At 71.3% G+C, this 24,882-nt stretch carries 22 protein-coding genes; 11 read left to right on the plus strand and 11 right to left on the minus strand.

Annotated elements, in window-relative coordinates; translation table 11 throughout:
- Positions 1 to 136: 136 nt before the first annotated feature.
- From ACIQUT_RS07175 to dusB, 3 genes are all read right to left on the minus strand, one after another.
- Positions 137 to 1,189, minus strand: a complete 1,053-nt coding sequence (locus ACIQUT_RS07175) for a helix-turn-helix domain-containing protein (protein ID WP_403560301.1) — start codon at positions 1,187 to 1,189, stop codon at positions 137 to 139.
- Positions 1,190 to 1,579: 390 nt separating this feature from the next.
- Positions 1,580 to 4,288, minus strand: coding sequence for a pyruvate, phosphate dikinase (gene ppdK, locus ACIQUT_RS07180; RefSeq protein ID WP_403560303.1), 2,709 nt, complete (start codon positions 4,286 to 4,288; stop codon positions 1,580 to 1,582).
- A 376-nt stretch (positions 4,289 to 4,664) separates the two neighbouring features.
- Positions 4,665 to 5,807: a tRNA dihydrouridine synthase DusB gene (gene dusB, locus ACIQUT_RS07185; RefSeq protein ID WP_403560305.1), complete on the minus strand. Its 1,143-nt coding sequence runs from the start codon at positions 5,805 to 5,807 to the stop codon at positions 4,665 to 4,667.
- Between the two features lie 65 nt (positions 5,808 to 5,872).
- Between dusB and ACIQUT_RS07190 the strand changes: the two genes are divergently transcribed.
- From ACIQUT_RS07190 to ACIQUT_RS07205, 4 genes are all read left to right on the plus strand, one after another.
- Positions 5,873 to 7,318 (plus strand): MFS transporter, encoded by a 1,446-nt coding sequence (locus ACIQUT_RS07190; protein WP_403560307.1) that lies wholly within the window; start codon positions 5,873 to 5,875, stop codon positions 7,316 to 7,318.
- A 139-nt stretch (positions 7,319 to 7,457) separates the two neighbouring features.
- Positions 7,458 to 8,501 carry an aldo/keto reductase gene (locus ACIQUT_RS07195; RefSeq protein WP_403560309.1) on the plus strand — a complete coding sequence of 348 codons (1,044 nt, stop codon included), beginning with the start codon at positions 7,458 to 7,460 and terminating at the stop codon, positions 8,499 to 8,501.
- Positions 8,502 to 8,522: 21 nt separating this feature from the next.
- Positions 8,523 to 9,116 carry a TetR/AcrR family transcriptional regulator gene (locus ACIQUT_RS07200; RefSeq protein ID WP_403560311.1) on the plus strand — a complete coding sequence of 198 codons (594 nt, stop codon included), beginning with the start codon at positions 8,523 to 8,525 and terminating at the stop codon, positions 9,114 to 9,116.
- 235 nt (positions 9,117 to 9,351) lie between these two features.
- Complete coding sequence (locus ACIQUT_RS07205; RefSeq protein ID WP_403560313.1) at positions 9,352 to 9,993, plus strand: VC0807 family protein; 642 nt, start codon at positions 9,352 to 9,354, stop codon at positions 9,991 to 9,993.
- 68 nt (positions 9,994 to 10,061) lie between these two features.
- Here ACIQUT_RS07205 and ACIQUT_RS07210 read toward each other — a convergent pair whose 3' ends face one another.
- Positions 10,062 to 11,444 carry a glycine--tRNA ligase gene (locus ACIQUT_RS07210; protein ID WP_403560315.1) on the minus strand — a complete coding sequence of 461 codons (1,383 nt, stop codon included), beginning with the start codon at positions 11,442 to 11,444 and terminating at the stop codon, positions 10,062 to 10,064.
- A 153-nt stretch (positions 11,445 to 11,597) separates the two neighbouring features.
- Here ACIQUT_RS07210 and ACIQUT_RS07215 point away from each other — a divergent pair, with 153 nt between their 5' ends.
- The 4 genes from ACIQUT_RS07215 (at position 11,598) to ACIQUT_RS07230 (ending at position 14,930) form a co-directional block, all read left to right on the plus strand.
- Positions 11,598 to 12,617: a metal ABC transporter substrate-binding protein gene (locus tag ACIQUT_RS07215; RefSeq protein ID WP_403560317.1), complete on the plus strand. Its 1,020-nt coding sequence runs from the start codon at positions 11,598 to 11,600 to the stop codon at positions 12,615 to 12,617.
- Between the two features lie 23 nt (positions 12,618 to 12,640).
- Positions 12,641 to 13,435, plus strand: coding sequence for a metal ABC transporter ATP-binding protein (locus tag ACIQUT_RS07220; protein ID WP_403560319.1), 795 nt, complete (start codon positions 12,641 to 12,643; stop codon positions 13,433 to 13,435).
- Entirely contained in the window at positions 13,435 to 14,322 is an 888-nt protein-coding gene (locus ACIQUT_RS07225; RefSeq protein ID WP_403560321.1) for a metal ABC transporter permease, read from the plus strand. Before ACIQUT_RS07220 ends, ACIQUT_RS07225 begins: the two co-directional genes overlap by 1 nt.
- A gap of 173 nt (positions 14,323 to 14,495) precedes the next feature.
- Complete coding sequence (locus ACIQUT_RS07230; protein ID WP_385423303.1) at positions 14,496 to 14,930, plus strand: Fur family transcriptional regulator; 435 nt, start codon at positions 14,496 to 14,498, stop codon at positions 14,928 to 14,930.
- Between the two features lie 32 nt (positions 14,931 to 14,962).
- On the opposite strand, the gene ACIQUT_RS07235 is transcribed toward ACIQUT_RS07230, so the two are convergent.
- The 6 genes from ACIQUT_RS07235 to ACIQUT_RS07260 all read right to left on the minus strand — a co-directional run bounded on the left by ACIQUT_RS07235 (position 14,963) and on the right by ACIQUT_RS07260 (position 20,279).
- On the minus strand, positions 14,963 to 15,520 hold the full coding sequence (locus ACIQUT_RS07235) for a hypothetical protein (RefSeq protein ID WP_403560323.1): 558 nt from the start codon (positions 15,518 to 15,520) through the stop codon (positions 14,963 to 14,965).
- An 11-nt stretch (positions 15,521 to 15,531) separates the two neighbouring features.
- Positions 15,532 to 15,819 (minus strand): hypothetical protein, encoded by a 288-nt coding sequence (locus ACIQUT_RS07240; protein ID WP_403560325.1) that lies wholly within the window; start codon positions 15,817 to 15,819, stop codon positions 15,532 to 15,534.
- Positions 15,820 to 15,845: 26 nt separating this feature from the next.
- Entirely contained in the window at positions 15,846 to 16,673 is an 828-nt protein-coding gene (locus tag ACIQUT_RS07245) for an isoprenyl transferase (RefSeq protein ID WP_403560629.1), read from the minus strand.
- Between the two features lie 23 nt (positions 16,674 to 16,696).
- Positions 16,697 to 17,443: a DNA repair protein RecO gene (recO, locus tag ACIQUT_RS07250; protein WP_403560327.1), complete on the minus strand. Its 747-nt coding sequence runs from the start codon at positions 17,441 to 17,443 to the stop codon at positions 16,697 to 16,699.
- Positions 17,444 to 17,526: 83 nt separating this feature from the next.
- Entirely contained in the window at positions 17,527 to 19,074 is a 1,548-nt protein-coding gene (locus tag ACIQUT_RS07255; RefSeq protein WP_403560329.1) for a nucleobase:cation symporter-2 family protein, read from the minus strand.
- 509 nt (positions 19,075 to 19,583) lie between these two features.
- Positions 19,584 to 20,279, minus strand: a complete 696-nt coding sequence (locus ACIQUT_RS07260; RefSeq protein ID WP_403560331.1) for a TerB family tellurite resistance protein — start codon at positions 20,277 to 20,279, stop codon at positions 19,584 to 19,586.
- Between the two features lie 202 nt (positions 20,280 to 20,481).
- On the opposite strand from ACIQUT_RS07260, the gene ACIQUT_RS07265 reads away from it, so the two are divergent.
- A complete protein-coding gene (locus tag ACIQUT_RS07265; RefSeq protein WP_403560333.1) occupies positions 20,482 to 21,240 on the plus strand; it encodes an SDR family NAD(P)-dependent oxidoreductase in 759 nt (252 codons plus the stop codon).
- 100 nt (positions 21,241 to 21,340) lie between these two features.
- Here ACIQUT_RS07265 and leuA read toward each other — a convergent pair whose 3' ends face one another.
- Positions 21,341 to 23,104 carry a 2-isopropylmalate synthase gene (leuA, locus tag ACIQUT_RS07270; RefSeq protein WP_403560335.1) on the minus strand — a complete coding sequence of 588 codons (1,764 nt, stop codon included), beginning with the start codon at positions 23,102 to 23,104 and terminating at the stop codon, positions 21,341 to 21,343.
- 364 nt (positions 23,105 to 23,468) lie between these two features.
- Between leuA and ACIQUT_RS07275 the strand changes: the two genes are divergently transcribed.
- Together ACIQUT_RS07275 and ACIQUT_RS07280 are read left to right on the plus strand one after the other, a co-directional pair.
- Positions 23,469 to 24,560: a M4 family metallopeptidase gene (locus ACIQUT_RS07275; protein ID WP_403560337.1), complete on the plus strand. Its 1,092-nt coding sequence runs from the start codon at positions 23,469 to 23,471 to the stop codon at positions 24,558 to 24,560.
- A gap of 28 nt (positions 24,561 to 24,588) precedes the next feature.
- The gene (locus tag ACIQUT_RS07280; protein ID WP_179177268.1) at positions 24,589 to 24,858 is read left to right on the plus strand and encodes a protealysin inhibitor emfourin; all 270 of its coding nucleotides are present in this window, start codon (positions 24,589 to 24,591) and stop codon (positions 24,856 to 24,858) included.
- The last annotated feature ends 24 nt before the right edge of the window (positions 24,859 to 24,882 follow it).

Consider the following 24,882-nt stretch of genomic DNA (forward strand, 5'->3'; position numbering starts at 1 on the left):
AACGCAGAGGACCGGATATCGGTGCGCGCGGCGCCCCGGGCGGGCCCTGCACACACCTCCGGGCGGAAACCCGCACCGGGCCGCCCGCCCCCGCACCCGGGTCGGCACGGCCCGGGTGCGGGGGCTGCGGCGGGCGCTACGAGGCCACCGCACCACCCTTGAGGAGCGCGGCCCCGAGCGGCGTCACCGTGTGCAGGACGGCGTTCCCCCGGCGCAGGGTGGTCACGAGCCCGGCCTCGCGCATCACGCAGGCGTGCTGGCTCGCGGAGGCCAGCGAGACCCCGGCCCGGCGGGCGAGCTCGCTGGTGGTGGCCCCGTCGCCGATGGCCCGCAGCACCACCGAGCGGGTGTGCCCGACGAGCTTGCCCAGGGTGCGCTGGCGCTGCTCCTCCAGGGGGCGAATCGATTCGCTTCCGGTGGGCGCCGAGGCCAGCTGCGCCGCCGCCGGGTAGACCAGCACCGGCGGCAGCTCCGGGTCGTGCAGGGTCACGGCGGTGCGCCGGCAGAAGAACGACGGCTGGAGCAGCAGCCCCCGACCGCGCAGCCACACGTCGCGGTCCACGGGGTAGTCGCATTCCAGGACCGGCGCCCGCCAGCGCAGCATGGGCGGCAGCGAGGCCAGCAGCTCGTCCGCGCCGCCGTCCAGCAGGGCCCGGCCGCGCGCGGCCCGCTCGGCCTCGATCTGGGCCTGGATGTGGTTCCAGTACGGGGCCACGGCCGCCCGGTGGTAGCCGCGCAGCTCGGCCAGCAGCCTCGGCAGGTGCTTCGTGCCGCCGTCCATGAACTCCCGCAGCCGCCGCGGCACGCCCGAGTCGGCGCCCGCGCCCGTACCCGGTGGCATGCCGAAGGCGGCACCCACCCGCGCGCCCGACCCGAGCAGGGCCAGCTCGCGCCGGATCCGCTCCGGGTGCAGCCCGCGCAGCGCGTCGAGGCCCACGTCCCACCCGTACTGCCCCTCCACAGGGGTCAGGAAATCGGGGAAATAGCCACGACTCGGTATGAGCGCGCCGAGCAAGCGTGTTTCAGCATTCAACCTGCTGCGGGCTTCCGTACGCCATTCACCGAAGAGCCGCGCATCACGCCGGTCTCTTAAGCGGTGAAAACTCAGAATCGTTTCCCACAACGCATCGGGACGCCCTGCCATCCGCACGCGTGCCAGGTCCACTCCAGTGAAATGGATACGCAGCACCGAACCCCCACCTGTGCAACCGCAATCCCCCCGCCCCATGAGTATGCACGCCGTCACACGACGTCACCACGCCCTTTCGGCCACAGTTGAAACCCCTTTCGGCGGGGGCGTGACAACCGAAATGCTGTACTCCGCCAGACACACTCCAGTGCGACCGAAACGCTCCGTGAAGGCCGTGGGGGGCTTTGCGGGGCCTGGCGGTCGGTCGCACCGGGATGCGCCGACGTGCCTGGCGGATTGACAGCAGGCGGTGGACGGGTGGGGATCCGTCCACCGCCTGCTGGCGTAAGGATTTGTTGAACAAAAAAGAATTGCCCGCCTGCCCTCGGGGGTCAGGGAACCCGGGGGCAGGCGGACTCTCAGGGGCCTTCAGCGGGCCTCAGGCGGACTTCAGCGGCTGTCGCTGCCCGTCGCCTCCGCAGCGGCGCGACCGGCCTCCAGGCGCGCCACCGGAATCCGGAACGGCGAGCAGGAGACGTAGTCGAGACCGACCTCGTGGAAGAAGTGGACGGACTCGGGGTCACCGCCGTGCTCGCCGCAGACGCCGAGCTTGAGGTCGGGGCGGGTGGCCCGGCCGGCCTGGGCCGCGCTGCGGACGAGGGCGCCGACGCCGTCCCTGTCGATCGTCTCGAACGGCGAGACACCGAAGATGCCCTTCTCCAGGTACGCGGTGAAGAAGCTGGCCTCGACGTCGTCGCGGGAGAAGCCCCACACGGTCTGGGTCAGGTCGTTCGTGCCGAAGGAGAAGAACTGCGCGGCCTCGGCGATCTGCGCGGCGGTCAGGGCGGCGCGCGGCAGCTCGATCATCGTGCCGATGGTGAGCCTGAGGTCGGTGCCGGTGGCGGCCTCGACCTCGGCGATGATCGCGTCGGCCTCCTCGCGGACGATCTCCAGCTCCTGGACGGTGCCGACGAGCGGGATCATGATCTCGGCGCGCGGGTCGCCCTTGGCGTCCTTGCGCACGGCCGCGGCCTCGGCGATCGCCCGGACCTGCATGGCGAACAGGCCGGGAATGACCAGGCCGAGACGGACACCGCGCAGGCCCAGCATCGGGTTCTGCTCGTGCAGCTTGTGCACGGCCTGGAGCAGCCGCAGGTCGTTCTCGTTGTGGTCCTTGCGGGCCTCGGCGAGGGCGACGCGCACCGACAGCTCGGTGATGTCGGGCAGGAACTCGTGCAGCGGCGGGTCGAGCAGGCGGACGGTGACGGGCAGGCCGTCCATCGCCTCGAACAGCTCGATGAAGTCCTTCTTCTGCAGCGGGAGGAGCTCGGTGAGGGCAGCCTCGCGCTCGTTCTCGGTGTCCGCGAGGATCAGGCGCTCGACCATCTCGCGGCGCTCGCCGAGGAACATGTGCTCGGTGCGGCACAGGCCGATGCCCTGGGCGCCGAAGCGGCGGGCGCGCAGCGCGTCCTCGGCGTTGTCGGCGTTGGCGCGCACCCGCAGGCGGCGGACGCGGTCCGCGTAGGCCATGATCCGGTGGACGGCCTGGACCAGCTCGTCGGCGTCGTCCGCGCCGGCGTGCATACGGCCCTCGAAGTACTCGACGACCGGGGACGGTACGACGGGTACCTCGCCGAGGTACACCTTGCCGGTGGAGCCGTCGATGGAGACGACGTCGCCCTCTTCGATGACCTGGTCGCCGACCGTCATGCGGCGGCGCTTGGTGTCGACGTCGAGCTCCTCGGCGCCGCAGACGCAGGTCTTGCCCATGCCGCGGGCGACGACGGCGGCGTGCGAGGTCTTGCCGCCGCGCGAGGTCAGGATGCCCTCGGAGGCGATCATGCCGTCGAGGTCGTCGGGGTTGGTCTCGCGGCGGATGAGGATGACCTTCTCACCGGAGCGGGACCACTTGACGGCCGTGTACGAGTCGAAGACGGCCTTGCCGACCGCCGCGCCCGGGGAGGCGGCGATGCCGCGGCCGAGCAGCTCGCTCTTGGCGTCCTCGTCGAAGCGCGGGAACATCAGCTGCGCGAGCTGGTGGCCGGTGACCCGCTGGAGGGCCTCGGCCTCGTCGATCAGGCCCTGGTCGACGAGCTGGGTGGCGATGCGGAAGGCAGCGCCGGCGGTGCGCTTGCCGACACGGGTCTGGAGCATCCACAGCTGGCCGCGCTCGATCGTGAACTCGATGTCGCAGAGGTCCTTGTAGTGGGTCTCCAGCGTCTCCATGATCTGCATCAGCTGGTCGTAGGACTTCTTGTCCAGCTGCTCCAGGTCGGCGAGGGGCACGGTGTTGCGGATGCCGGCGACGACGTCCTCGCCCTGCGCGTTCTGCAGGTAGTCGCCGTAGACGCCCTGGTGGCCGCTGGCGGGGTCGCGGGTGAAGGCGACGCCGGTGCCGGAGTCCGGGCCGAGGTTGCCGAAGACCATCGAGCAGACGTTGACCGCGGTGCCCAGGTCGCCGGGGATGCGCTCCTGGCGGCGGTAGAGCTTGGCGCGGTCGGTGTTCCAGGAGTTGAAGACCGCCTCGACGGCGAGGTCGAGCTGCTCGCGGGCGCCCTGCGGGAACTCGCGGCCGGCCTCCTTCGCGACGATCTTCTTGAAGGCCTTGACCAGCTTCTTCAGGTCGGCGGCGTCGAGGTCGGTGTCGACGGTGACCTTCTTGGCCGCCTTGGCCGCGTCGAGGGCGTCCTCGAAGAGCTCGCCCTCGACGCCGAGGACGGTCTTGCCGAACATCTGGATGAGGCGGCGGTACGAGTCCCAGGCGAAGCGCTCGTTGTCGGCCTGGGCGGCGAGGCCGGCGACGGAGGCGTCGGAGAGGCCGATGTTGAGGACGGTGTCCATCATGCCGGGCATCGAGAACTTGGCGCCGGAGCGGACGGAGACCAGCAGCGGGTCGTCCGACTGGCCGAGCTTCTTGCCCATCTTCACTTCGAGGGCGGCGAGGTGGGCGCTGACCTCGTCGCGCAGCTCGGCCGGGGCCTCACCGCTCTCGAGGTAGACCTTGCAGGCCTCGGTGGTGATGGTGAAGCCGGGAGGGACCGGCAGACCCAGGTTGGTCATCTCGGCGAGGTTGGCTCCCTTGCCGCCGAGAAGGTCCTTGAGGTCGCGGTTCCCCTCGGTGAAGTCGTAGACGAACTTCTGGTTCTTGTTTTCCGACACGGGTCTCGACTCCTCGAGGACTCGGTGGCTGCCCTGACGGCGAGGAACATACCCAGATCGAAGGCTTCTGGGTACGTCCACTTGGCCGACATGCGGCCGTAACCACATGTGCGCCCCCGGATCGAAAGTAACTCACAGGTAGCCCGAACCTATGAAGCGCGTTCACCTCCCGAAGGGTGAGACCCCCACTGAGGCTTGACTGCGCTCGGATGAGCGATCATCGATACATTTGCGTTCAAGAGTTGAACGTACAAAGGATGGCACCCAGTGCCACCCTTTGAAAGTCTTAGCCGTGATTCTCGCGCTCATGTGAGCGCAACCCCACCCATGCGTGGCGTATGTCACGCCGCCGGCGGCATACTTTGTCAGCTGATTCTCAGCCCCCGGACGTGTCCAGTTCGGCTTCCTCGCCCACTCCGGCACAGTCGTACGGATCCTTCAGCCAGCCATCCGGGAGGACAACCCGGTTGTTTCCGGACGTGCGGCCGCGAGGGCCGTCCGCACCCTCGGGCCAGGGCTGGTCCAGGTCCAGGTCGCTCAGATGAGCGTCGAGCTCGGCCAGGGAGGAGGTGACCGCCAGCTTCTTGCGCATCTCGGAACCGACCGAGAAGCCCTTCAGGTACCAGGCCACGTGCTTACGGAAGTCGATCACCCCGCGCGTCTCGTCGCCGATCCACTCCCCCAGCAGTTCCGCGTGCCGGTGCATGGTCGCCGCGACCTCGCGCAGCGCGGGCCGGTGGAAGTCCTCCGGGCGCCCCTCGAAGGCCGCCACGAGGTCGTTGAACAGCCACGGGCGCCCCAGGCAGCCGCGGCCCACCACGACGCCGTCGCAGCCCGTCTCGCGGACCATGCGCAGCGCGTCCTCGGCGCACCAGATGTCGCCGTTGCCGAGCACGGGGATCTCCGGGACGTGCTCCTTGAGCCGGGCGATGGCCTCCCAGTCCGCGGTGCCGCCGTAGTGCTGGGCGGTGGTGCGGCCGTGCAGGGCGATGGCGGTGACGCCCTCCTCGACCGCGATCCGGCCGGCGTCCAGGTAGGTGAGGTGGTCGTCGTCGATGCCCTTGCGCATCTTCATGGTCACCGGCAGGTCGCCGGCGCCCGCGACGGCCTCGCGGAGGATGGCGCGCAGCAGGTTCCGCTTGTACGGGAGGGCGGAGCCGCCGCCCTTGCGGGTCACCTTGGGGACCGGGCAGCCGAAGTTGAGGTCGATGTGGTCGGCGCGGTCCTCCTCGACGATCATGCGGACCGCCTTGCCGACCGTGGCCGGGTCGACCCCGTACAGCTGGATCGAGCGGGGCTTCTCGGTCTCGTCGAAGTGGATCAGCTGCATGGTCTTCTCGTTGCGCTCGACCAGCGCCCGGGTCGTGATCATCTCGCTCACGAACAGCCCCTTGCCGCCGCTGAACTCGCGGCAGAGGGTGCGGAACGGGGCGTTGGTGATACCGGCCATCGGCGCGAGCACCACCGGGGGCTGCACGGTGTGCGGGCCGATCGCGAGGGGCGGGGGGAGCGTGGTCATGCCCCCCATTGTCGCCCAGCGGACACCGGGCACACATCTCTTTAGTTAGGCGTACTATCGGAAGCATGCAGGAGCCGAGCCGCCGCCGCAGGATGCTGGTGCTGGCGATCTGCTGCATGAGCCTGCTCATGGTCAGCCTCGACAGCACCGTCCTGAACGTCGCGCTGCCCTCCGTGCGCCGTGAGCTGGGCGCCTCCGTCGCCGGAATGCAGTGGACGATCGACGCCTACGCCGTGGTCCTGGCCTCGCTGCTGATCCTGGCGGGTTCCACCGCGGACCGGATCGGGCGCCGCCGGGTCTTCGCCGCGGGCCTGGTCCTCTTCACGGCCGGCTCGCTGCTCTGCTCGCTCGCCCCGGGCCTGCACTGGCTCGTGGCCTTCCGGGTGGTGCAGGCGGCGGGCGGCTCGATGCTGAACCCCGTCGCGATGTCGATCATCACCAACACCTTCACCGCCCCGCGGGAACGGGCCCGCGCGATCGGCGCCTGGGGTGCGGTGGCCGGCCTGTCCATGGCGGCCGGGCCGCTGATCGGCGGGCTGCTCGTGGACGCCGCGGGCTGGCGGTCGATCTTCTGGGTCAACCTCCCGGTCGGACTGCTGGGCCTCGTACTGACCCTGCGCTACGTGCCCGAGTCGCGGGCCGAGCGGCCGCGCCGCCCCGACCCGGTGGGCCAGCTGCTGGTCATCGGCCTGCTCGGCTCGGTCACGTACGGGATCATCGAGGCTCCCGCCCTCGGCTGGCGGTCCCCGGTGATCCTCGGCTGCGCCCTCCTCGCCGCGGCCTCGCTGGCGGGGCTGCTGCTGTACGAGCCCCGGCGGCCCGACCCGCTGATCGACCCGCGGTTCTTCCACAGCGCCCCCTTCAGCGGGGCCACGGTGATCGCGGTCTGCGCGTTCGCCGCGCTGTCCGGGTTCCTCTTCCTGAACACCCTCTACCTGCAGGACGTACGGGGGCTGGACCCGCTCCGGGCCGGGCTGTTCATGCTGCCCATGGCCGCGCCGGCCTTCGTGTGCTCGCCGCTGTCCGGCCTGCTGGTCGCCTCCCGCGGGCCGCGGCTGCCGCTGCTGCTGGCCGGGGCCGCGACGGCCGCGAGCGGGCTGCTGTTCGCCGCGTTCCCGGCGGCCGACTCGTATCCGCTGATGTTCGCCGGGTACGCCCTGTTCGGGATCGGCTTCGGCCTGGTCAACGCACCCGTGACGAACACCGCGGTCTCCGGGATGCCGCGGTCGCAGGCGGGCGTCGCGGCCGCGGTCGCCTCCACGAGCCGGCAGACCGGCGCCGCGCTGGGCGTCGCCGTGATCGGCGCCGTCCTGGCGGCGGGCGGCGCGGGCGGCGCCGGCGGCGCCGGCCTGTCGGACGCCGCGCTCTTCGCCGCGGCGGCCGGACCGGCCTGGTGGATCATCACCGCCTGCGGCCTCGCCGTACTGGCCGTGGGGTTCGCCACCACCGGCCGCTGGGCCATGGCGACGGCCCGGCGGACGGCCCGCCGGCTGGAGCGGGCAGCGGTCTAGCCGCGGCCGCGCGCACCCGGCGCCGCCGATCCCCCCGGGGCCGTCTCCGCGCCCCTTCCGCACCCCCGCCCCGCCAGGCCCTACCCACTGACGGGTGACAGATATTGAAATCTGTCACCCGTCATGCCATCCTCGTTCCATGGACACCAACCTGAACACCGGCCCGACCACCGCCCACCACCCCCTCCGCACCCTCGGTGCGACCGGACCCGCCGTCTTCCCCCTCGGCCTCGGCTGCATGGGTATGTCCGCGCTCTACGGCGAGGCCGACCGCAACGAGTCGATCGCGACCATCCACGCGGCGCTGGACGCCGGCGTGACACTGCTCGACACCGGCGACTTCTACGGCATGGGCCACAACGAGCTGCTCATCAACGAGGCCCTGCGCACCGCGCCGGCCGCCGCCCGCGAGCAGGCGCTGACCAGTGTGAAGTTCGGCGCGCTGCGCACGGTCGAGGGTGGTTTCACCGGCTACGACGGCCGCCCGGATGCCGTGAAGAACTTCCTGGCCTACTCGCTCCAGCGGCTGGGCCGGGACCACATCGACATCTACCGGATCGCCCGCGTGGACCCGGACGTGCCGATCGAGGAGACGGTCGGCGCCATCGCCGAGGCCGTCGAGGCGGGGCACGTGCGGCACATCGGCCTGTCCGAGGTCGGAGCGGACACCCTGCGCCGGGCCGCGGCCGTGGCGCCCATCGCGGACCTCCAGATCGAGTACTCGCTGATCTCCCGCGGCATCGAGCAGGAGATCCTGCCGGCCGCCCGCGAGCTCGGCATAGGCATCACCGCCTACGGGGTCCTCTCCCGCGGCCTGATCAGCGGCCACTTCACGCGCGACCGGGAGCTGGCGCCCGGCGACTTCCGCGGCATGAGCCCCCGGTTCCAGGGCGAGAACCTCCAGCGCAACCTCGACCTGGTGGAGGCGCTGCGCAAGGTCGCCGAGGACAAGGGCATCAGCGTGGCCCAGGCCGCCATCGCCTGGGTGCTCTCGCGCGGCGAGGACATCGTCCCGCTGGTGGGCGCCCGCCGCCGGGACCGCCTCGGCGAGGCACTCGGTGCCATGGACGTGGAGCTGACGCCGGCCGACCTCACAGCCATTGAAGACGCGGTCCCGGCCGGAGCCGCCGCGGGCGAGCGCTACCCGCAGGCCCAGATGGCCCACCTCGACAGCGAGCAGTGAGGCGGCTGTACGGTCGTATCCATGTCACCCGCTGCCGCCGCGCCCCTGACCCCCGAGCGCATCCTCGAAACCACCGAGGAGGTGCTGCGCCGCTACGGCCCCTCCAAGGCCACGGTGGTGGACGTGGCACGCGCCCTGGGCGTCAGCCACGGCAGCGTCTACCGGCACTTCCCGTCGAAGGCGGCGCTGCGCGAGGCGGTCACCGACCGCTGGCTCGCGAAGAGCGTCGACCGCCTGGAGGGGATCACCTCCGCTCCCGGCGAGAGCGCCCCCTCCAAGCTGGAGGCCTGGCTGGAGGCCCTGTTCGACACCAAGCGCCACAAGGCGGGTGACGACCCGGAGCTGTTCGCGACGTACACGGTGCTGCTCGCCGAGAACAGCGGGGTGGTCGACCACCACCTGAGCCAGCTGATCGGCCAGCTGGGCCGGATCATCGCCGAGGGGGTCGAGGCGGGCACGCTCGCCGCCGCGGACGTCCCGGCCGCCGCGCGCGCGGTGTTCGACGCCACCGGGCGGTTCCACGACCCGCAGTACGCGGCCGAGTGGAACTCGCCCACGATCACCGAGGAGTTCGGGGCGGTCACCGCCCTCGTGATCCGGGGTCTGCGCGCCTGACGCAGCCGTTCCCCCACCTCGGGCGCCTCGGCCCGGTTCGGCCAGAACCGGCCACTCCGGTCGATTTGGTGATCATTTTGGGCGCGCCATACTTGTTCGTGCCCCGTCAAATTTTACGGTTCCCCTACCGCACTCACCAGCAGTTCCAGGGGGAACCATGCCCGCTCACACCTCTCAGGCAGACCAACCCGGGCCTCCGGGCCGGTCCGGGGGCGCAGCCGCGCTCGGCTGGATCGTGACGATCGGCCTCAACGTGGTGGCGCCGATCATCACGTACAACCAGCTGCGCGACCACGGCTGGAGCGAGTTCGGCGCGCTGCTGGTCAGCGGTGCCTGGCCCGTCCTCGACACCGCGGTCCACGTGGCCTGGCGCCGCAAGGTCGACGAGTTCGCCATCGTCACCCTGGTGTTCATGGTGATCACGGCCGTCGTCTCGCTGGTCGGGGCGCACTCGGCCCGCGCGCTGCTGGTCAAGGACTCCTGCGTGACCGGGCTGTTCGGCCTGCTCTGCCTGGCCACGCTGCTCGCACCGCGGCCGCTGATGTTCTACTTCGGCCGCAAGTTCGCCACCGACGGCACGCCGGAGAGCACGGCCTGGTGGAACGGCCTGTGGCAGTTCGAGGGCTTCCGCCGCACGATGACCGTGATGACGGCGGTGTGGGGCGTGGCCTACCTCTTGGAGGCGGGCGTGCGCGTCGCCCTGGCCTACGTGCTGAGCACCGACACCATGGTCACCGTCAGCCCGGTCATGATCTACGGGGTGCTCGGCGCGCTGGCGCTGTGGACCGCGTACTACGGCAAGCGCTCGAAGGCCGAGGGCGAGCGCCGCGCCGCCGCGGCAGCCGAGGCGGAGGCCGCCCGGGTCGCCGCGGCCTGACCCCGCACCACACGACGGTGGCCCGGTGCGCAGCACGCGCACCGGGCCACCGGCCGTTCGGGCAGGACCTAGCAGCCGAGCAGGCGGCTGCCGAGGTAGGCCTGGATCTGGTCCAGGGAGACGCGCTCCTGCTTCATGGTGTCGCGCTCGCGCACGGTCACCGCGTTGTCGTCCAGGGTGTCGAAGTCGACGGTGACGCAGAACGGCGTACCGATCTCGTCCTGGCGGCGGTAGCGGCGGCCGATGGCGCCCGCGTCGTCGAACTCGATGTTCCAGTGCTTGCGCAGGTCGGCGGCGAGGCCCTTGGCCTTCGGCGACAGCTGCTGGTTGCGGGACAGCGGCAGGACGGCGACCTTGATCGGGGCCAGGCGCGGGTCGAGGCGCATCACGGTGCGCTTCTCCATGACGCCCTTGGCGTTCGGGGCCTCGTCCTCGTTGTACGCGTCGAGCATGAAGGCGAGCATGGCGCGGTTGACGCCGGCCGCCGGCTCGATGACGTACGGGGTGTAGCGCTCACCGGCCTCCTGGTCGAAGAAGGTGAGGTCCTGACCGGAGGCCGCGGAGTGGGCCTTGAGGTCGTAGTCGGTGCGGTTGGCGACACCCTCCAGCTCGGAGAACTCGCTGCCGCCGAAGTTGAAGCGGTACTCGATGTCGGCGGTGCGCTTCGAGTAGTGGGACAGCTTCTCCTTCGGGTGCTCGTACCAGCGGATGTTCTCCTCACGGATGCCCAGGTCGCGGTACCAGTTCCACCGCTCCTGCATCCAGTACTCCTGCCACTGCTCGTCCTCGCCCGGCTTGACGAAGAACTCCATCTCCATCTGCTCGAACTCGCGGGTGCGGAAGATGAAGTTGCCGGGCGTGATCTCGTTGCGGAAGGACTTGCCCATCTGCGCGATGCCGAACGGCGGCTTCTTGCGCGAGGAGGTCTGCACAACGGCGAAGTTGGTGAAGATGCCCTGGGCGGTCTCGGGGCGCAGGTACGCCTTGGAGCCGGTGTCCTGGGTCGGGCCGAGGTGGGTCTCCAGCATGCCGGAGAACTGCTTCGGCTCGGTGAACTGGCCCTTCACACCGCAGTTGGGGCAGTTGATGTCGGCCAGGCCGTTCTCGGGGAGGCGGCCGTGCTTGGCCTCGTACGCCTCTTCCAGGTGGTCGGCGCGGTGACGCTTGTGGCAGGAGGTGCACTCGGTCAGCGGGTCCGAGAAGGTGGCGACGTGACCCGATGCCACCCAGACCTCGGGGGCCAGGATCACGGAGGAGTCGAGGCCGACGACGTCCTCACGGCCGGTGACCATCGCCTTCCACCACTGGCGCTTGATGTTCTCCTTGAGCTCAACACCAAGCGGACCGTAGTCCCAGGCAGCCCTGGAGCCACCGTAGATCTCACTGCACGGGTAAACGAAGCCACGGCGCTTGCTCAGGCTGACGATGGTTTCGATCTTGTCGGCGGCCACGGTGCTCTCTTCATGACGAGGACGAACGCGAATGCCTCAGGGTAGCGGCGCCCGCACCCCCCCTTTCAAATCGGTATCCCTTTTCACGGTCCGGCCGCCCTCCACCACCTGGGTTTTTGACAACGGTTTCCATCTTTGATGAAAATGGATGTCATGAACGTACGACGCCTCATACCCTCCGCCGCCCTTGCCGGAGCCGTCGCCCTCGCCGCCACGGCCCTCACCGCCTGCTCCGGGGCGGCCGCGTCGGGCGGCGGCAAGGACGGCAAGCTCGCCGTGACGGCGTCGTTCTACCCCCTGCAGTTCCTCGCCGAGCAGATCGGCAAGGACCACGTGAGCGTCACCTCCCTGACCAAGCCGGGCGTCGAGCCGCACGACCTGGAGATCACCCCGAAGCAGACCGGCCGGCTCGGCGAGTCCGACGTGGTCGTCTACCTCAAGGGCCTCCAGCCCGCCGTCGACGAGGCCGTCGCCCAATCCGGCGTGAAGAACGTCGTCGACGCCGCCTCCCTCACCGAGTTGGAGGCCCACGGCTCCGCCGGCCACGACCACGGGCACGGCCACGAGGGCGAGGGCGTGCAGGGCCACCAGGGCGAGGGCGAGGGCGTGCAGGGCCACTCCGGCGAGCACGACCACGGCAAGGGCGAGGCCGGCGGCGACCCGCACCTCTGGCTCGACCCGGCGAAGTACGCCGAGGTCGCCAAGGGCGTCGGCGCGGCCCTGGAGAAGGCCGACCCCGGCCGCGCGGCGGACTACCGGAAGAACACCGACGAGCTGGTCGGCAAACTCACCGCGCTCGACACGGAGTTCAAGGACGGCCTGCAGAACACCGCGTCCCGGACCTTCATCACCGCCCACGCCGCCTTCGGCTACCTCGCCGAGCGCTACGGCCTCGACCAGGAGGGCATCTCCGGCGTCGACCCCGAGTCCGAGCCGAGCCCCGCCCGGATGAAGGAACTCCAGGAGCTCGCGAGGAAGGAGAATGTCTCCACCGTGTTCTTCGAGACCCTGGCCAGCGACAAGACGGCCAAGACCCTCGCCCGGGACACCGGCCTGAAGACCGACGTCCTCGACCCCCTCGAGGGCATCACCGACACGTCCCAGGGCGCCGACTACTTCGAAGTCATGCGCTCCAACCTGAAGAACCTCCAGAAGGCGCTCGGAACCAAGTGATGGCAGTTACGGAGGCGCGAGTCATGGATCCCACGCCGGCAGCCGCGGAAGCGGACACCCCCGTCATATCCCTGCGCGGCGCCACCGCCTCACTGGGCTCGCGCCCCGTGCTGCGCGGCGTCGACCTCACCGTGCGCCGCGGCGAGGTCGTCGCCCTGCTCGGCGCCAACGGCTCCGGCAAGTCCACCGCCGTGCGCGCGGTCGTCGGCCAGGTCCCGCTGACCTCCGGCGAACTCTCCCTGTTCGGGACCGAGTTCCGGCGCTTCCGCGACTGGTCCCGGATCGGCTACGTGCCGCAGCGCACCACCGCGGCCAGCGGGGTCCCCGCCACCGTCCGCGAGGTGGTCTCCTCCGGGCGGCTGGCCCGCCGCCGGTTCGGCTTCCCCCGCGCCGCCGACCGGGCCGCCGTGGACCGCGCCCTCGACCTGGTCGACATGCTCCCGTACGCGTCCGCCTCGGTGGGCGCCCTCTCCGGCGGCCAGCACCAGCGGGTGCTGATCGCCCGCGCGCTCGCCGTGGAGCCCGAACTCCTGATCATGGACGAGCCGATGGCCGGCGTGGACCTGGACAACCAGGAGGTCCTGGCCGGTGCCCTGCGGCAGCAGGTCGCCGCCGGCTCCACGGTCCTCCTCGTGCTGCACGAGCTCGGCCCGCTGGAGCCGCTGATCGACCGGGCCGTCGTCCTCCGCGACGGATGCGTCGTCCACGACGGAGCCCCGCCGGAGGCCGTGGGGCAGCACGCCCTGCCCGGCCACGACCACGTACACCCCCACGCGGCGCACGACGCCGAGCCGCTCCGGACGGGACTGCTGAGCTGATGGAACTCTTCGACTTCGCCTTCATGCAGCGGGCCCTGATCGCGGCCGCCCTGGTCGGCATCACCGCGCCCGCCATCGGCACCTACCTGGTCCAGCGGCGGCAGGCCGTCATGGGCGACGGCCTCGGCCACGTGGCGATGACCGGTGTCGCCCTCGGGTTCTTCTTCCAGGCCAGCCCCGTGTGGATGGCCACCCTGGTCGCCGTCCTCGGCGCGGTCGGCATGGAGCTGATCCGCTCCCGCGGCAAGACCAGCGGCGACGTCGCGCTCGCCATGCTCTTCTACGGCGGCCTGGCCGGCGGCGTCCTGATCATCAACATGGCGCCGGGCGGCTCCACCAGCAACCTGATCAGCGCCATGTTCGGCTCGATCACCACCGTCTCGACCGCGGACGTCACCGCCATGGTGATCCTCGCCGCGTTCGTCGTCGCCGTCACGATCGGCCTGCGCAGGCAGCTGTTCGCCGTCTGCCAGGATGAGGAGTTCGCACGCGTCACCGGACTGCCGGTGCGGGCGCTGAACCTGCTGATCGCCATCACCGCGGCGGTCACCGTCACCGTCGCCATGCGGATCGTCGGCCTGCTGCTGGTCAGCGCCATGATGGTGATCCCGGTCGCCGCGGCGCAGCGGATGACCCGCGGCTTCGCCGCCACGCTGGGCCTGGCCATCGCGATCAGCGTGACCGTGTCGCTCACCGGCACCACCGCGACCTACTACCTCGACGCGCCCTCCGGCGCCACGATCGTGCTGCTCGCCATCGCCGTGTTCATCGCCATGACGGCCCTGTCCGCCCCGCTGGCCCGCCGCCGGGCCCGGGCCGCGGCGGCCGCGGCACCGGACGGGCAGCTCTGCCAGCAGGACGGCGCCCGGGACGACGTGAAGGTCTGAGCGGCCGCGGCAGCGGCGGTTCGGCAGCGCCCCGAAGGGGCGCGGGGAACCGCGCGACCGGCCACGACCGGGCCGCAGACGACCGCCGGACCGTCGCGGCACCTCCCCCGCGGAGCGCTTGGGGCACCGGCGCGCCTGGCACAATGGCCCCAGGCCGATACGAGGAGGAACCGGTGGCGACTGCTCCTGGCGAGACGAATACCGCGCCAGTACGAGGACGGTCCACCCGGCAGCGGGCAGCCGTCGCTGCGGCACTGGACGAGGTGGACGAGTTCCGCAGCGCCCAGGAACTGCACGACATGCTCAAGCACCGCGGCGACTCCGTCGGCCTGACCACGGTCTACCGGACCCTCCAGTCCCTCGCCGACGCCGGTGAGGTCGACGTGCTGCGGACCAGCGACGGCGAGTCCGTCTACCGGCGCTGCTCCACCGGCGACCACCACCACCACCTGGTCTGCCGCGGCTGCGGCAAGGCCGTCGAGGTCGAGGGCCCGGCCGTGGAGAAGTGGGCGGAGTCGATCGCGGCCGAGCACGGCTTCGTGAACGTCGCCCACACGGTGGAGATCTTCGGCACCTGCGCCGACTGCGCGGCCGCTGCCGCCTCCTGAACCCCCCGGTCCGGTTCCGGGGCGCTCCGCGGCTAGAGACGGCGCAGACGGCCGTCCAGGGCCGCCCGCAGCCGGTCCACGTCCCCGGGCTCCCGGGCACCGCGCTTGGGGATCACCGTCATGGCCGCCGCCCCCTTCGCCGCGTCCAGCAGCACGAAGGTGTCGGCGGTCTCCGCGTACGCGGGCTGCGCGCCCCACTGCAGCAGGGTCGAGGAGCGCGCCGTCGCCACCTGGATCCCGGTCCCGTCGACGCGGGTGCGGGTCTCGCCCGCCTTCGCGAGCAGCCCGGCGAAAGCACGCGCCTGGAGCCGGGGCCCGCACAGCGCGAGCCCGCACAGCACCAGCCCGCCGGCGAGCATGGCCAGGCTCTTGTGCCCGGACTGCCCGGCCGCGAGCGCGGCGCCGCCCACGACGGTCAGCACGATCCCGATGAGGGGCACGAGCCGGCGCTGCCTGCGCAGCTCGGGCGTGGCCGTGTTCCGGACGTGGATCGCCTGCGCCAGGTCGGCCGTGGTGACCTCGTAGACGAGCTCGACGGCCGTCTCCCGGGCTTCGGGCCCGCCCTGCCGCCCCGTTTCCTGCATGCGCATGGCAGCCGACCCTACAGGCGCGGCAGGTTGGCGGCGACCGTGCAGCAGTACGCGTCGTGCTCCGACGCCCAGGCGTACATGCGGCGCGCGAGGCGCCGCATGTGGTGCGCCCAGAACGCGAACGCGAGCAGCGGCGGAACCGCCGTTCCCACCAAGAGGCAGGACAGCAGCTCCCGCCGGCCCCAGGGCGTCCTCAGCAGGCGGACGCGCACTACCTCGCGCACGTCGCGGCGGGCCGCCCCGTAGTGGACCTCGATGGGCTGCCCGGCTCCCGCCACCGCCCCGGCTTCCGTGTTCACGACACGGAAGCGCAGGGCGTGGCCGGTCAGCTTGCGGAGGTGGGCGGTTCGACCTGGTTCGGGACGGCGCCGCCGAAGCGGCGGTCGCGCTGGGCGTACTCCAGGCAGGCCTGCCACAGGTGGACGCGGTCGAAGTCCGGCCACAGCACGTCCTGGAAGACCATCTCGGCGTACGCGCTCTGCCAGATCAGGTAGTTGGAGGTGCGCTGCTCGCCGCTGGGGCGCAGGAACAGGTCCACGTCCGGCATGTCCGGGTAGTACAGGTACTTCGCGAGGGTCTTCTCGTTGACCTTCGACGGGTCCAGCCGGCCGGCCTTCACGTCCTCGGCGAGGGCCTGGGCGGCGTCGGCGATCTCGGCGCGGCCGCCGTAGTTCATGCAGAAGTACAGGGTCAGCTTGTCGTTGCCCTTGGTCTGCTCCTGCGCGATCTGGAGCTCCTTGGCCACCGACTTCCACAGCTTCGGCATCCGGCCCACCCAGCGCACCCGGATGCCGAGCGCGTCGAGCTGGTCGCGGGTCTTGCGGATGAAGTCGCGGTTGAAGTTCATCAGGAAGCGCACCTCGTCGGGCGAGCGCTTCCAGTTCTCGGTGGAGAAGGCGTAGAGGGAGATGTTGCGGACGCCCATCTCGATCGCGCCCTGGAGGACGTCCAGGACCCGCTCGGCGCCCACCTTGTGGCCCTCGGTGCGCGGCAGGCCGCGCTCCTTGGCCCAGCGGCCGTTGCCGTCCATCACGATGGCGACGTGCTCCGGGACCAGTTCGCCCGGGATCTTCGGCGGCCGGGCACCCGTGGGGTGCGGCTCGGGAAGCGTGTACTCGCGGCGGGAGCGTCCCAGGAATCCGCGTACTGCCATGGCGCTGTGGTCTCCGATCTCGGTCACTTCTCTACGTAACGCAAGGAGCGCAGCCCGCGCTCCAGATGCCAGTGCAGATAGGCGGAGACGAGTCCGCTCCCCTCGCGCACGTATCGCGGCTCCGCCGCGTCGGCGGCCGCCCAGTCCCCTGTCAGCAGGGCGCTGAGCAGCCCGATGGCCTCAGCTGATGGTACGACGCTGCCGGCCACCCGGCAGTCCCCGCAGACGACCCCGCCCGCGGCGACGGAGAAGTGCCGGTTGGGGCCGTGGATGCCGCACTTCGCGCAGTCGTCGAAGCTGGGCGCGTAGCCGTTGACCGCGAGCGAGCGCAGCAGGAAGGCGTCCAGGATCAGGTTCGGGGCGTGCTCGCCGCGGGAGAGGGTGCGCAGGGCCCCGATGAGCAGCAGGTACTGCTGGACGGCGGGCTCGCCTTCGTTCTCGGTGAACCGCTCGGCGGTCTCCAGCATCACGGTGCCGGCGGTGTAGCGGGCGTAGTCGGTGACGATGCCGTTGCCGTACGGGGCGATGATCTCGGTCTGGGTGCACAGCGGCAGGCTGCGGCCGACGAGCTCGCTGCCGCGGGCGAAGAACTGCACGTCGGCGTGGGAGAAAGGTTCCAGCCCGGCGCCGAACTTCGACTTCGTGCGCCGTACGCCGCGGGCGACGGCCCGCACCCGTCCGTGGCCGCGGGTCAGCAGCGTGATGATGCGGTCCGCCTCCCCGAGCTTCTGGGTGCGCAGCACGATGCCGTCGTCGCGGTACAGACTCATGCGCCCATTGTCACCTGTGCGGGGGTGGCGGAGGCCCCCGCCCGGACACCGGTCCGGACGGGGGCCTCGGCTCCTCGGGAGGGTCAGGAGGCGGGCGTGGGCGCACCCTCGGGGTCCGGCTCGCCCTCGGGGTCCGGCTCGCCCTCGGGGCCGGCCTCCGGCCCGGCGGGAGCGGCCGGGGCGGCGGCCGGGGCGGCCGGGATCGCGGCGGCCGGGGCGTCCGGGGCGCCCGCCTGCGCCGGCACCGCCGCCGGGAGGGCGGCGGTGTGTGCGTCGTCCCCGGCCAGGCCGTTGAAGACCAGGTTGAGCACGATCGCGGCTGTGGCACCGAGCGTCACACCGCTGTTGAGCAGCGAGGAGAGGTCCGGGTCCATGTGCTCCTTGAAGAGGACCGGGACGGTGGCCGGGAGCAGGGCGAAGGCCAGGGAGACGCCCACGACCAGCGCGTTCTTCTCCTCCTTCAGGTCGGCCTTGGCGAGGGTCTGGATGCCGGCCAGGGCGACCATGGCGAACATGACGGTCGCGGCTCCGCCGAGGACGCCGTGCGGGACGGAGGCGACGATCGCGGCGGCCTTCGGCAGCAGACCGAGGATGATCATGAACACGCCGGCCGCGACGACCACGAAGCGGCTCTTGACCTTGGTCATCCGCACGAGGCCGACGTTCTCGGCGAAGGCCACGTACGGGAAGGAGTTGAGCACGCCGCCGAGGGCGGTGGCGGCGCCGTCGGCCCGCAGGGCGCGGGCCACGGTCTCGCTGTCGACCTCCTTGCCGACGATGTCGCCGACGGCGTACGTGTCACCGGTCGTCTCGACCATGGTGATCAGCATGACGATGAGCATCAGGACGATCGGGAACCACTCGAACTTCGGCGCCCCGAAGTGGAAGGGGGTGGTGATGCCGATCCAGTCCGCGTCGGAGACGCTGCCGAACTTCGCGTCCCCCAGGAGGAAGGCGACGGCCGTTCCGCCGACCAGGCCGAGCAGGATGGCGATCGAGGACAGGAACGGCCTGCCCAGCTTCATCAGCACCAGGATGAAGAGCATGGTGCCGCCGGCGTAGGCGAAGTGCTTCGGATCGCCGAAGTCGGGGCTGCCGAGGCCGCCCGCCGCGTCGTTGAGGCCGACCGGCAGCAGGACGATGCCGAGGACCGTGATCACCGTGCCGGTGACGACCGGCGGGAACAGCCGCATCACCGCCCGGAAGGCCTTGGCGGGCAGCCAGGCGAAGGCGAAGGTGGCGATGCCGGCCGTGATGACGGCCCCGTAGATCACGAGGAGGGCCGCGGTGCCCCCGCCGGCACCGAGGCCGATGGCGATCATCGGGGAGACCGCCGTGAAGGTGACGCCCTGGATCAGCGGGAGGCGGGCGCCGATCCGGCCGATGCCCCATGCCTGGACGATGGAGGCGATACCGCAGGTGAACAGGTCCGCGTTGATCAGGTAGACCAGCTCTTCGGGGCTCAGTTTCAGGGCGCCGCCGACGATGATCGGGACGATCACCGCACCGGCATAGAAGGCGAGCACGTGCTGGAAGCCGTACAGGGCGAGTTGGGGGACGGGGAGCACCTCGTCGACCGGGTGGGTGCTCTGCTCTCCGTCGGCGGAGAGCCGGGCGGCGACACGTGCCATCGGCCTTGCCCTTCAGAAGTGGTGAACGGGAGGAAGCTGGTTGTCCCTGGGCGAAGTGGGTCGCTGTCCCGTTGGTTCGCCAGGGTTGGCAGTGCGTTCACGTGGATCGAAGCCCCGCTGTGTTACCGGCGGCGTCTCGGCGTGTGTCCGGAATTGAACGCCTGTGGAAGGGCTCACAGATATCGTCGACTTCCACAAATTGTTGATCGACTGTGACGCCTGATCTGTGGGATCCGCCAGTGGCGTACGCCTCCGTAACGGGATATGGGCCACGGCCTCCCGGCACCGGCCCCCTCCTGCGCACGCGCGCAGCCCGCCCCTCGCGACGTGCGGCGATGCGCTTCACGGGCGCGCGGACGGCGAACGCGACGGGCCCGCTCCGGGTGTCCACGTGCTGGAATCGCCGGCCGCGGCGCAGGCGGGATCCCCCCGTCCTGTGATGCGGTTTCGGCCCTGCGAGGCCGGATCGTTACCTCACCCGGGCCGGGCCCGGGCGCCGCGGCGGGCCCTCAGGGGGCGCGTACGGCCGACAGCAGGCCCGCCACCTCGTCGGAGCCCATCCGCAGCGCCGCGCCGACCGTGGCGAGCACCTCGCGCTCGGCGGGCGTGTACGGGCCGTCCGCCAGGGCGATCCGCGCGCCCTGCAGCAGGATCGACTCCCGGCCCGGCCCGGCCAGGTGCGGCGCCAGCGGTTCCAGTGCCTCGTGCAGCTCGATGGCCAGGGCGGCGCCGCAGCAGTCGGGGGCGTCGTACAGCCCGAGCCGGCCCTCCTCGCTCGCCAGCGCCTGGACGAGGGACTCCAGCTGCTCCCGGGTGCAGTCCTGGAAGCCGGCCGCCCGTACGGTCGACACGGCGGCCTCCAGCGTGCCGCGCGCGGAGGTCCCGCCCGCCGCCAGCACGGCCAGGGTGACGGTGTGGACGGCGTCGCGCAGCAGCACCGAGAAGCGGGTGGTGGTGAGCTGGTCGAGGACCTCGGTGCCGAAGCGCTCCCGGCAGCCCTGGCATTCGACGACGGGGCCGGCCTCGCCGCGCGGCAGCAGCGGGACGCCGAGGACGGTGAACCGGCGGCGGCCGGTGCGCCGGCGGTAGTTGCGGTCGCCGCCGCAGCCCGGGCAGAAGAACTCCCCGTCGCCCACCGTGCTCCACGTGGTACGGATGCCCCAGACCGCCGGCTTCCGGCCGTCCCCACCCCGAACTGGCAGCACGTCGCACCTCCGTAACTCCCCCGTGGCTTCGCGGGCACGGGCGGGACCCCCAGGCGGCATCACCGGGTTGGCGTGATGTTAGCCACATCGGTGAGGATGCGTCAGTCGTGTGACAAGACAACCTCCCCCGCCGGAGGCACTTGGCCGGTCTCCACCCCTGCGCCTCCCACAGCGGCCCGCCCGTTGTCCCTACGCTCGCCGCGTGAACGACACATCCTGTCTGGTCACCGGGGCCGCGAGCGGGATCGGCCGGGCCACCGCCCGGCTGCTGGCCCGCTCCGGCGCCCGGGTGACCGCGGCCGACATCAATGGCCCCGGGCTGGAGGACCTGCGTACGGAACTGGCCGCCGAGGGGTTCGGCGTCACCGTCGTGACCGGTGATGTAGCCGATCCGGGGGACAACCGTGCGATGGTCCGGGCCGCGGTGGAGGCGTACGGGCGGCTCGACGTGGCCGTGGCGAACGCCGGGATCCTCCCCCTTTCGGACGTACGCGAGACCAGTCCGCAGGACTGGGACCGGGTCATGGCGGTGGACGGCCGCGGCATGTTCCTGACCTGCAAGTACGCGATCGAGGCGATGACCGCGCAGCCGGAGCCCGGGGGTGCGCTGGTCTGCGTGTCCTCGATCTCGGGGGTGGCCGGGCAGGCCCGGCAGGCGGCGTACGGGCCGGCGAAGTTCGTGGCGTCGGGGCTGACGAAGCACCTCGCGGTGGAGTGGGCGGCGCACGGGATCCGCGTCAACGCGGTGGCGCCGGGGACCATCCGGACGGAGCGGGTGCTGGCGCTGTCGGACGAGCCGGGCGGCCCGGAGTACCTCGCGGAGGTCTCCGCCGCGCATCCGATGGGACGGCTCGGGGAGCCGGACGAGGTGGCCCGGGTGATCGCGTTCCTGGCGTCGGACGCGGCCTCGTTCGTGACGGGCGTGGTCCTGCCGGTGGACGGCGGCTACCTGGCCCGCTGAGGCGGCCGCCGGGACGGCGCTGCCCCGCGCCTCCGGGCGGAGGGGCGGGGCAGCGGCGCGGTCCTGCGGGCCGACCGGGCGTGCCGGGCCGGCCGGCGGGTCAGCGGCCGGCGCGGTTGACGGCGGAGACGACCGCCTTCAGCGAGGCGCGCGTCGTGTTGGCGTCGATGCCGATGCCCCACAGGACGCGGCCGTCGATCGCGCACTCGATGTACGAGGCGGCCACGGCGGAGGCGCCCTCGCTCATCGTGTGCTCGGTGTAGTCCAGCAGGCGGGCGTCGATGCCGATGGCGGCCAGCGCGTCGAAGAAGGCCGAGATCGGGCCGTTGCCGGTGCCGTTCAGGACCGTCTCCACGCCGTCCACGACCGCTTCGACGTTCAGCGTGTCCGTGCCGTCCTTGTCGGTGGCCGTCGAGCCGGCGCGCAGCTGGATGCGGCCCCACGGGTTCTCGGGGTTGGGCAGGTACTCGTCCGAGAAGATGTCCCAGATGGCCTTCGGGGTGACCTCGCCGCCCTCGGCGTCCGTCATGGCCTGGATGATCTTCGAGAACTCGATCTGCATGCGGCGCGGCAGGTCCAGCTTGTGGTCGTTCTTCAGGACGTACGCGACACCGCCCTTGCCGGACTGCGAGTTGACGCGGATGACCGCCTCGTAGGAGCGGCCGACGTCCTTGGGGTCGATCGGCAGGTACGGCACGGCCCACTCGATGTCGTCCACCGTCTTGCCCCGGGCGGCCGCGTCGGCCTCCATGGCGTCGAAGCCCTTCTTGATGGCGTCCTGGTGGGAGCCGGAGAAGGCGGTGTACACCAGGTCGCCCGCGTAGGGGTGGCGCGGGTGGACCGGCATCTGGTTGCAGTACTCGCTGGTGCGGCGGATCTCGTCGATCTGGGAGAAGTCGATCTGCGGGTCGATGCCCTGCGAGAACAGGTTCATGCCCAGGGTGATCAGGTCGACGTTGCCGGTGCGCTCACCCTGCCCGAACAGGCAGCCCTCGATGCGGTCGGCGCCGGCCATCAGCGCCAGCTCGGCGGCGGCGACGGCGGTGCCGCGGTCGTTGTGCGGGTGTACGGAGATGCAGATGTGCTCGCGGCGGGTCAGGTTGCGGGCCATCCACTCGAAGCGGTCCGCGTGCGTGGACGGCGTCGAGCGCTCCACGGTGGCGGGCAGGTTCAGGATGATCTCGCGGCCGGGGCCGGGCTGCCAGACGTCGCAGACGGCCTCGCAGACCTCCAGGGCGAAGTCCAGCTCGGTGTCGGTGAAGATCTCCGGGCTGTACTGGTAGCCGAAGACGGTCTCGGGGCCCAGCAGCTTCTCGGCGTACTCCATGACCAGGCGGGTGCCGTCGACGGCGATCTGCTTGATCTGCTCCTTGGAGCCGCGGAAGACGACCCGGCGGAAGGTCGGGGCGGTCGCGTTGTACAGGTGGACGGTGGCGCGCTTGGCGCCGACCAGGGACTCCACGGTCCGCTCGATCAGGTCCTCGCGGGCCTGGGTCAGTACGGAGATGGTGACGTCGTCCGGGATCGCGCCCTCTTCGATGATGGAGCGCACGAACGCGTAGTCGGTCTCGCCGGAGGACGGGAAGCCGACCTCGATCTCCTTGTAGCCCATGCGCACCAGCAGGTCGAACATCTCGCGCTTGCGGGCCGGGGTCATCGGGTCGATCAGCGACTGGTTGCCGTCGCGCAGGTCGGTGGACAGCCAGCGGGGGGCCTTGGTCACGCGCGCGTCCGGCCAGGTGCGGTCCGGCAGGTCGACCTGCTCGTAGCGGCCGTACTTGTGGATCGGCATTCCGGAGGGCTGCTGCGTGTGGGTCGCGTTCGTGATGGGCGTGGGGCGACCGGCGAAGGTGTGCTGACTCATGGCGTAGGGCTCCTCGGGTGTCCGCGTGGGGATCGCTGGAACGGCCGACGGCGGTCGTAAACCGCAACACCAGACTCCGCGGGGAGGGGGTCGACCTACGACTACAGACCCTCGCCGCGGCAGCTAAGCAGAAGCAGCCCGAAACGCATGATGGGCCGAGCCTAGCCGAGCCGCGCCGTGGCGCGAGGGACCGTTCCAGTATGCGGGACCCCCCTGTCCGATTTGTACCCTTATGTGAGCTACGTCTCCTCGCGACGTCCGAGGCCCGGTCAAACCGTCAACACGGCCCGCCCGCTTTCAGACAACCGAATGAATCATGGTTGCAGGTAGTGACAGCGGTGTGACCCACTGCCACATTGCCGGGATGGATGCCTCCCACGCTCACACCCACTCCGACGGCCGCACCCCCCGCCACCCGGTCTTCTGCACCGTGGTGCCGCCGCACCTGCTCGACCGGATCGCCCGGTCCGCCGACACCCGGCGCGCCGAGGCCGCCCTGCGCACCCTCGAACACGACGGCCCCCTGCGCACCCGGCGCCGGATCACCAGCGTCCGCGGGTTCGCGCCCCCGGCCCTGGGCGCGCCCGTGCCGGACGGACCCCGCCGGACCATCCACGACGCCCAGCACCGCACCCGGCTGCCCGGGAAGAAGGTCCGCGCCGAAGGCGCACCGGCCTCCGAGGACACCACCGTCAACCGCGCCTACGCCGGGCTGGGCGCCACGTACGAGCTCCTCCTGACGGCCTTCGGACGGCGCTCGATCGACGACGCCGGCCTGCCCCTGAACGCGTCCGTGCACTACGGCCAGGACTACAACAACGCCTTCTGGGACGGCGAGCAGATGGTGTTCGGCGACGGCGACGGGGACCTCTTCCTCGACTTCACCGTGGCCGTGGACGTCATCGGGCACGAACTCGCCCACGGCGTCACCCAGTACACCGCGAACCTGGAGTACTACGGCCAGTCGGGCGCGCTCAACGAGTCGATGTCCGACGTCTTCGGCTCGCTGATCAAGCAGTACACCCTGGAGCAGACGGCCGACCGGGCGGACTGGCTGATCGGCGCCGGACTGCTCGGCCCCGACGTCACCGGGGTCGCGCTGCGCTCGATGAAGGCGCCGGGCACCGCGTACGACGACGACGAACTCGGCAAGGACCCGCAGCCGGCCACGATGGACGACTACGTGCGCACCAACCGGGACAACGGCGGCGTGCACATCAACTCCGGCATCCCGAACCACGCCTTCTACCTGGTCGCCACCGAGCTCGGCGGCAAGGCGTGGGAGCGCGCCGGGCAGATCTGGTACGACACGCTGACCGGCGGCGAGCTCACCCCCGACGCCGACTTCAAGGACTTCGCCCGGCTGTCCGCGGCCGCCGCCGCGACCCGCTACGGGGACGGCGGCGCGGAGCACCGGGCGCTGCAGAAGGCGTGGGCGGCGGTCGGCCTGGGGTAGGCGGCCGCAGCGGGGTAGAAAGACGGTCATGCGGATTCAGGTGGTACGGACGGGCGGCTTCGCGGGCATCGAGCGCCGGGCCGAGGTGGACACCTCGGGCCTGCCGGACGAGGAGGAGTGGCAGGGCCTGGCGCAGCTCGCGCTGCGGCCCGCCGCGGCCTCCCCGGGGTCGGACCGGGTCCGGGACGGCTTCTCGTACCGGATCACGGTCGACGGGCGGACGGTGACCTGCCAGGAGCCCGACCTGTCGGAGGCGCAGCGGCAGCTGATCACCCGGCTCCTCAAAGAAGGTGCCTGAGCAGGGCGCTTTTGCTTGGATGAC

The sequence above is a fragment of the Streptomyces sp. NPDC090445 genome (genome assembly GCF_044769385.1).
In the GTDB taxonomy this organism is placed as follows: Bacteria; Actinomycetota; Actinomycetes; order Streptomycetales; family Streptomycetaceae; genus Streptomyces.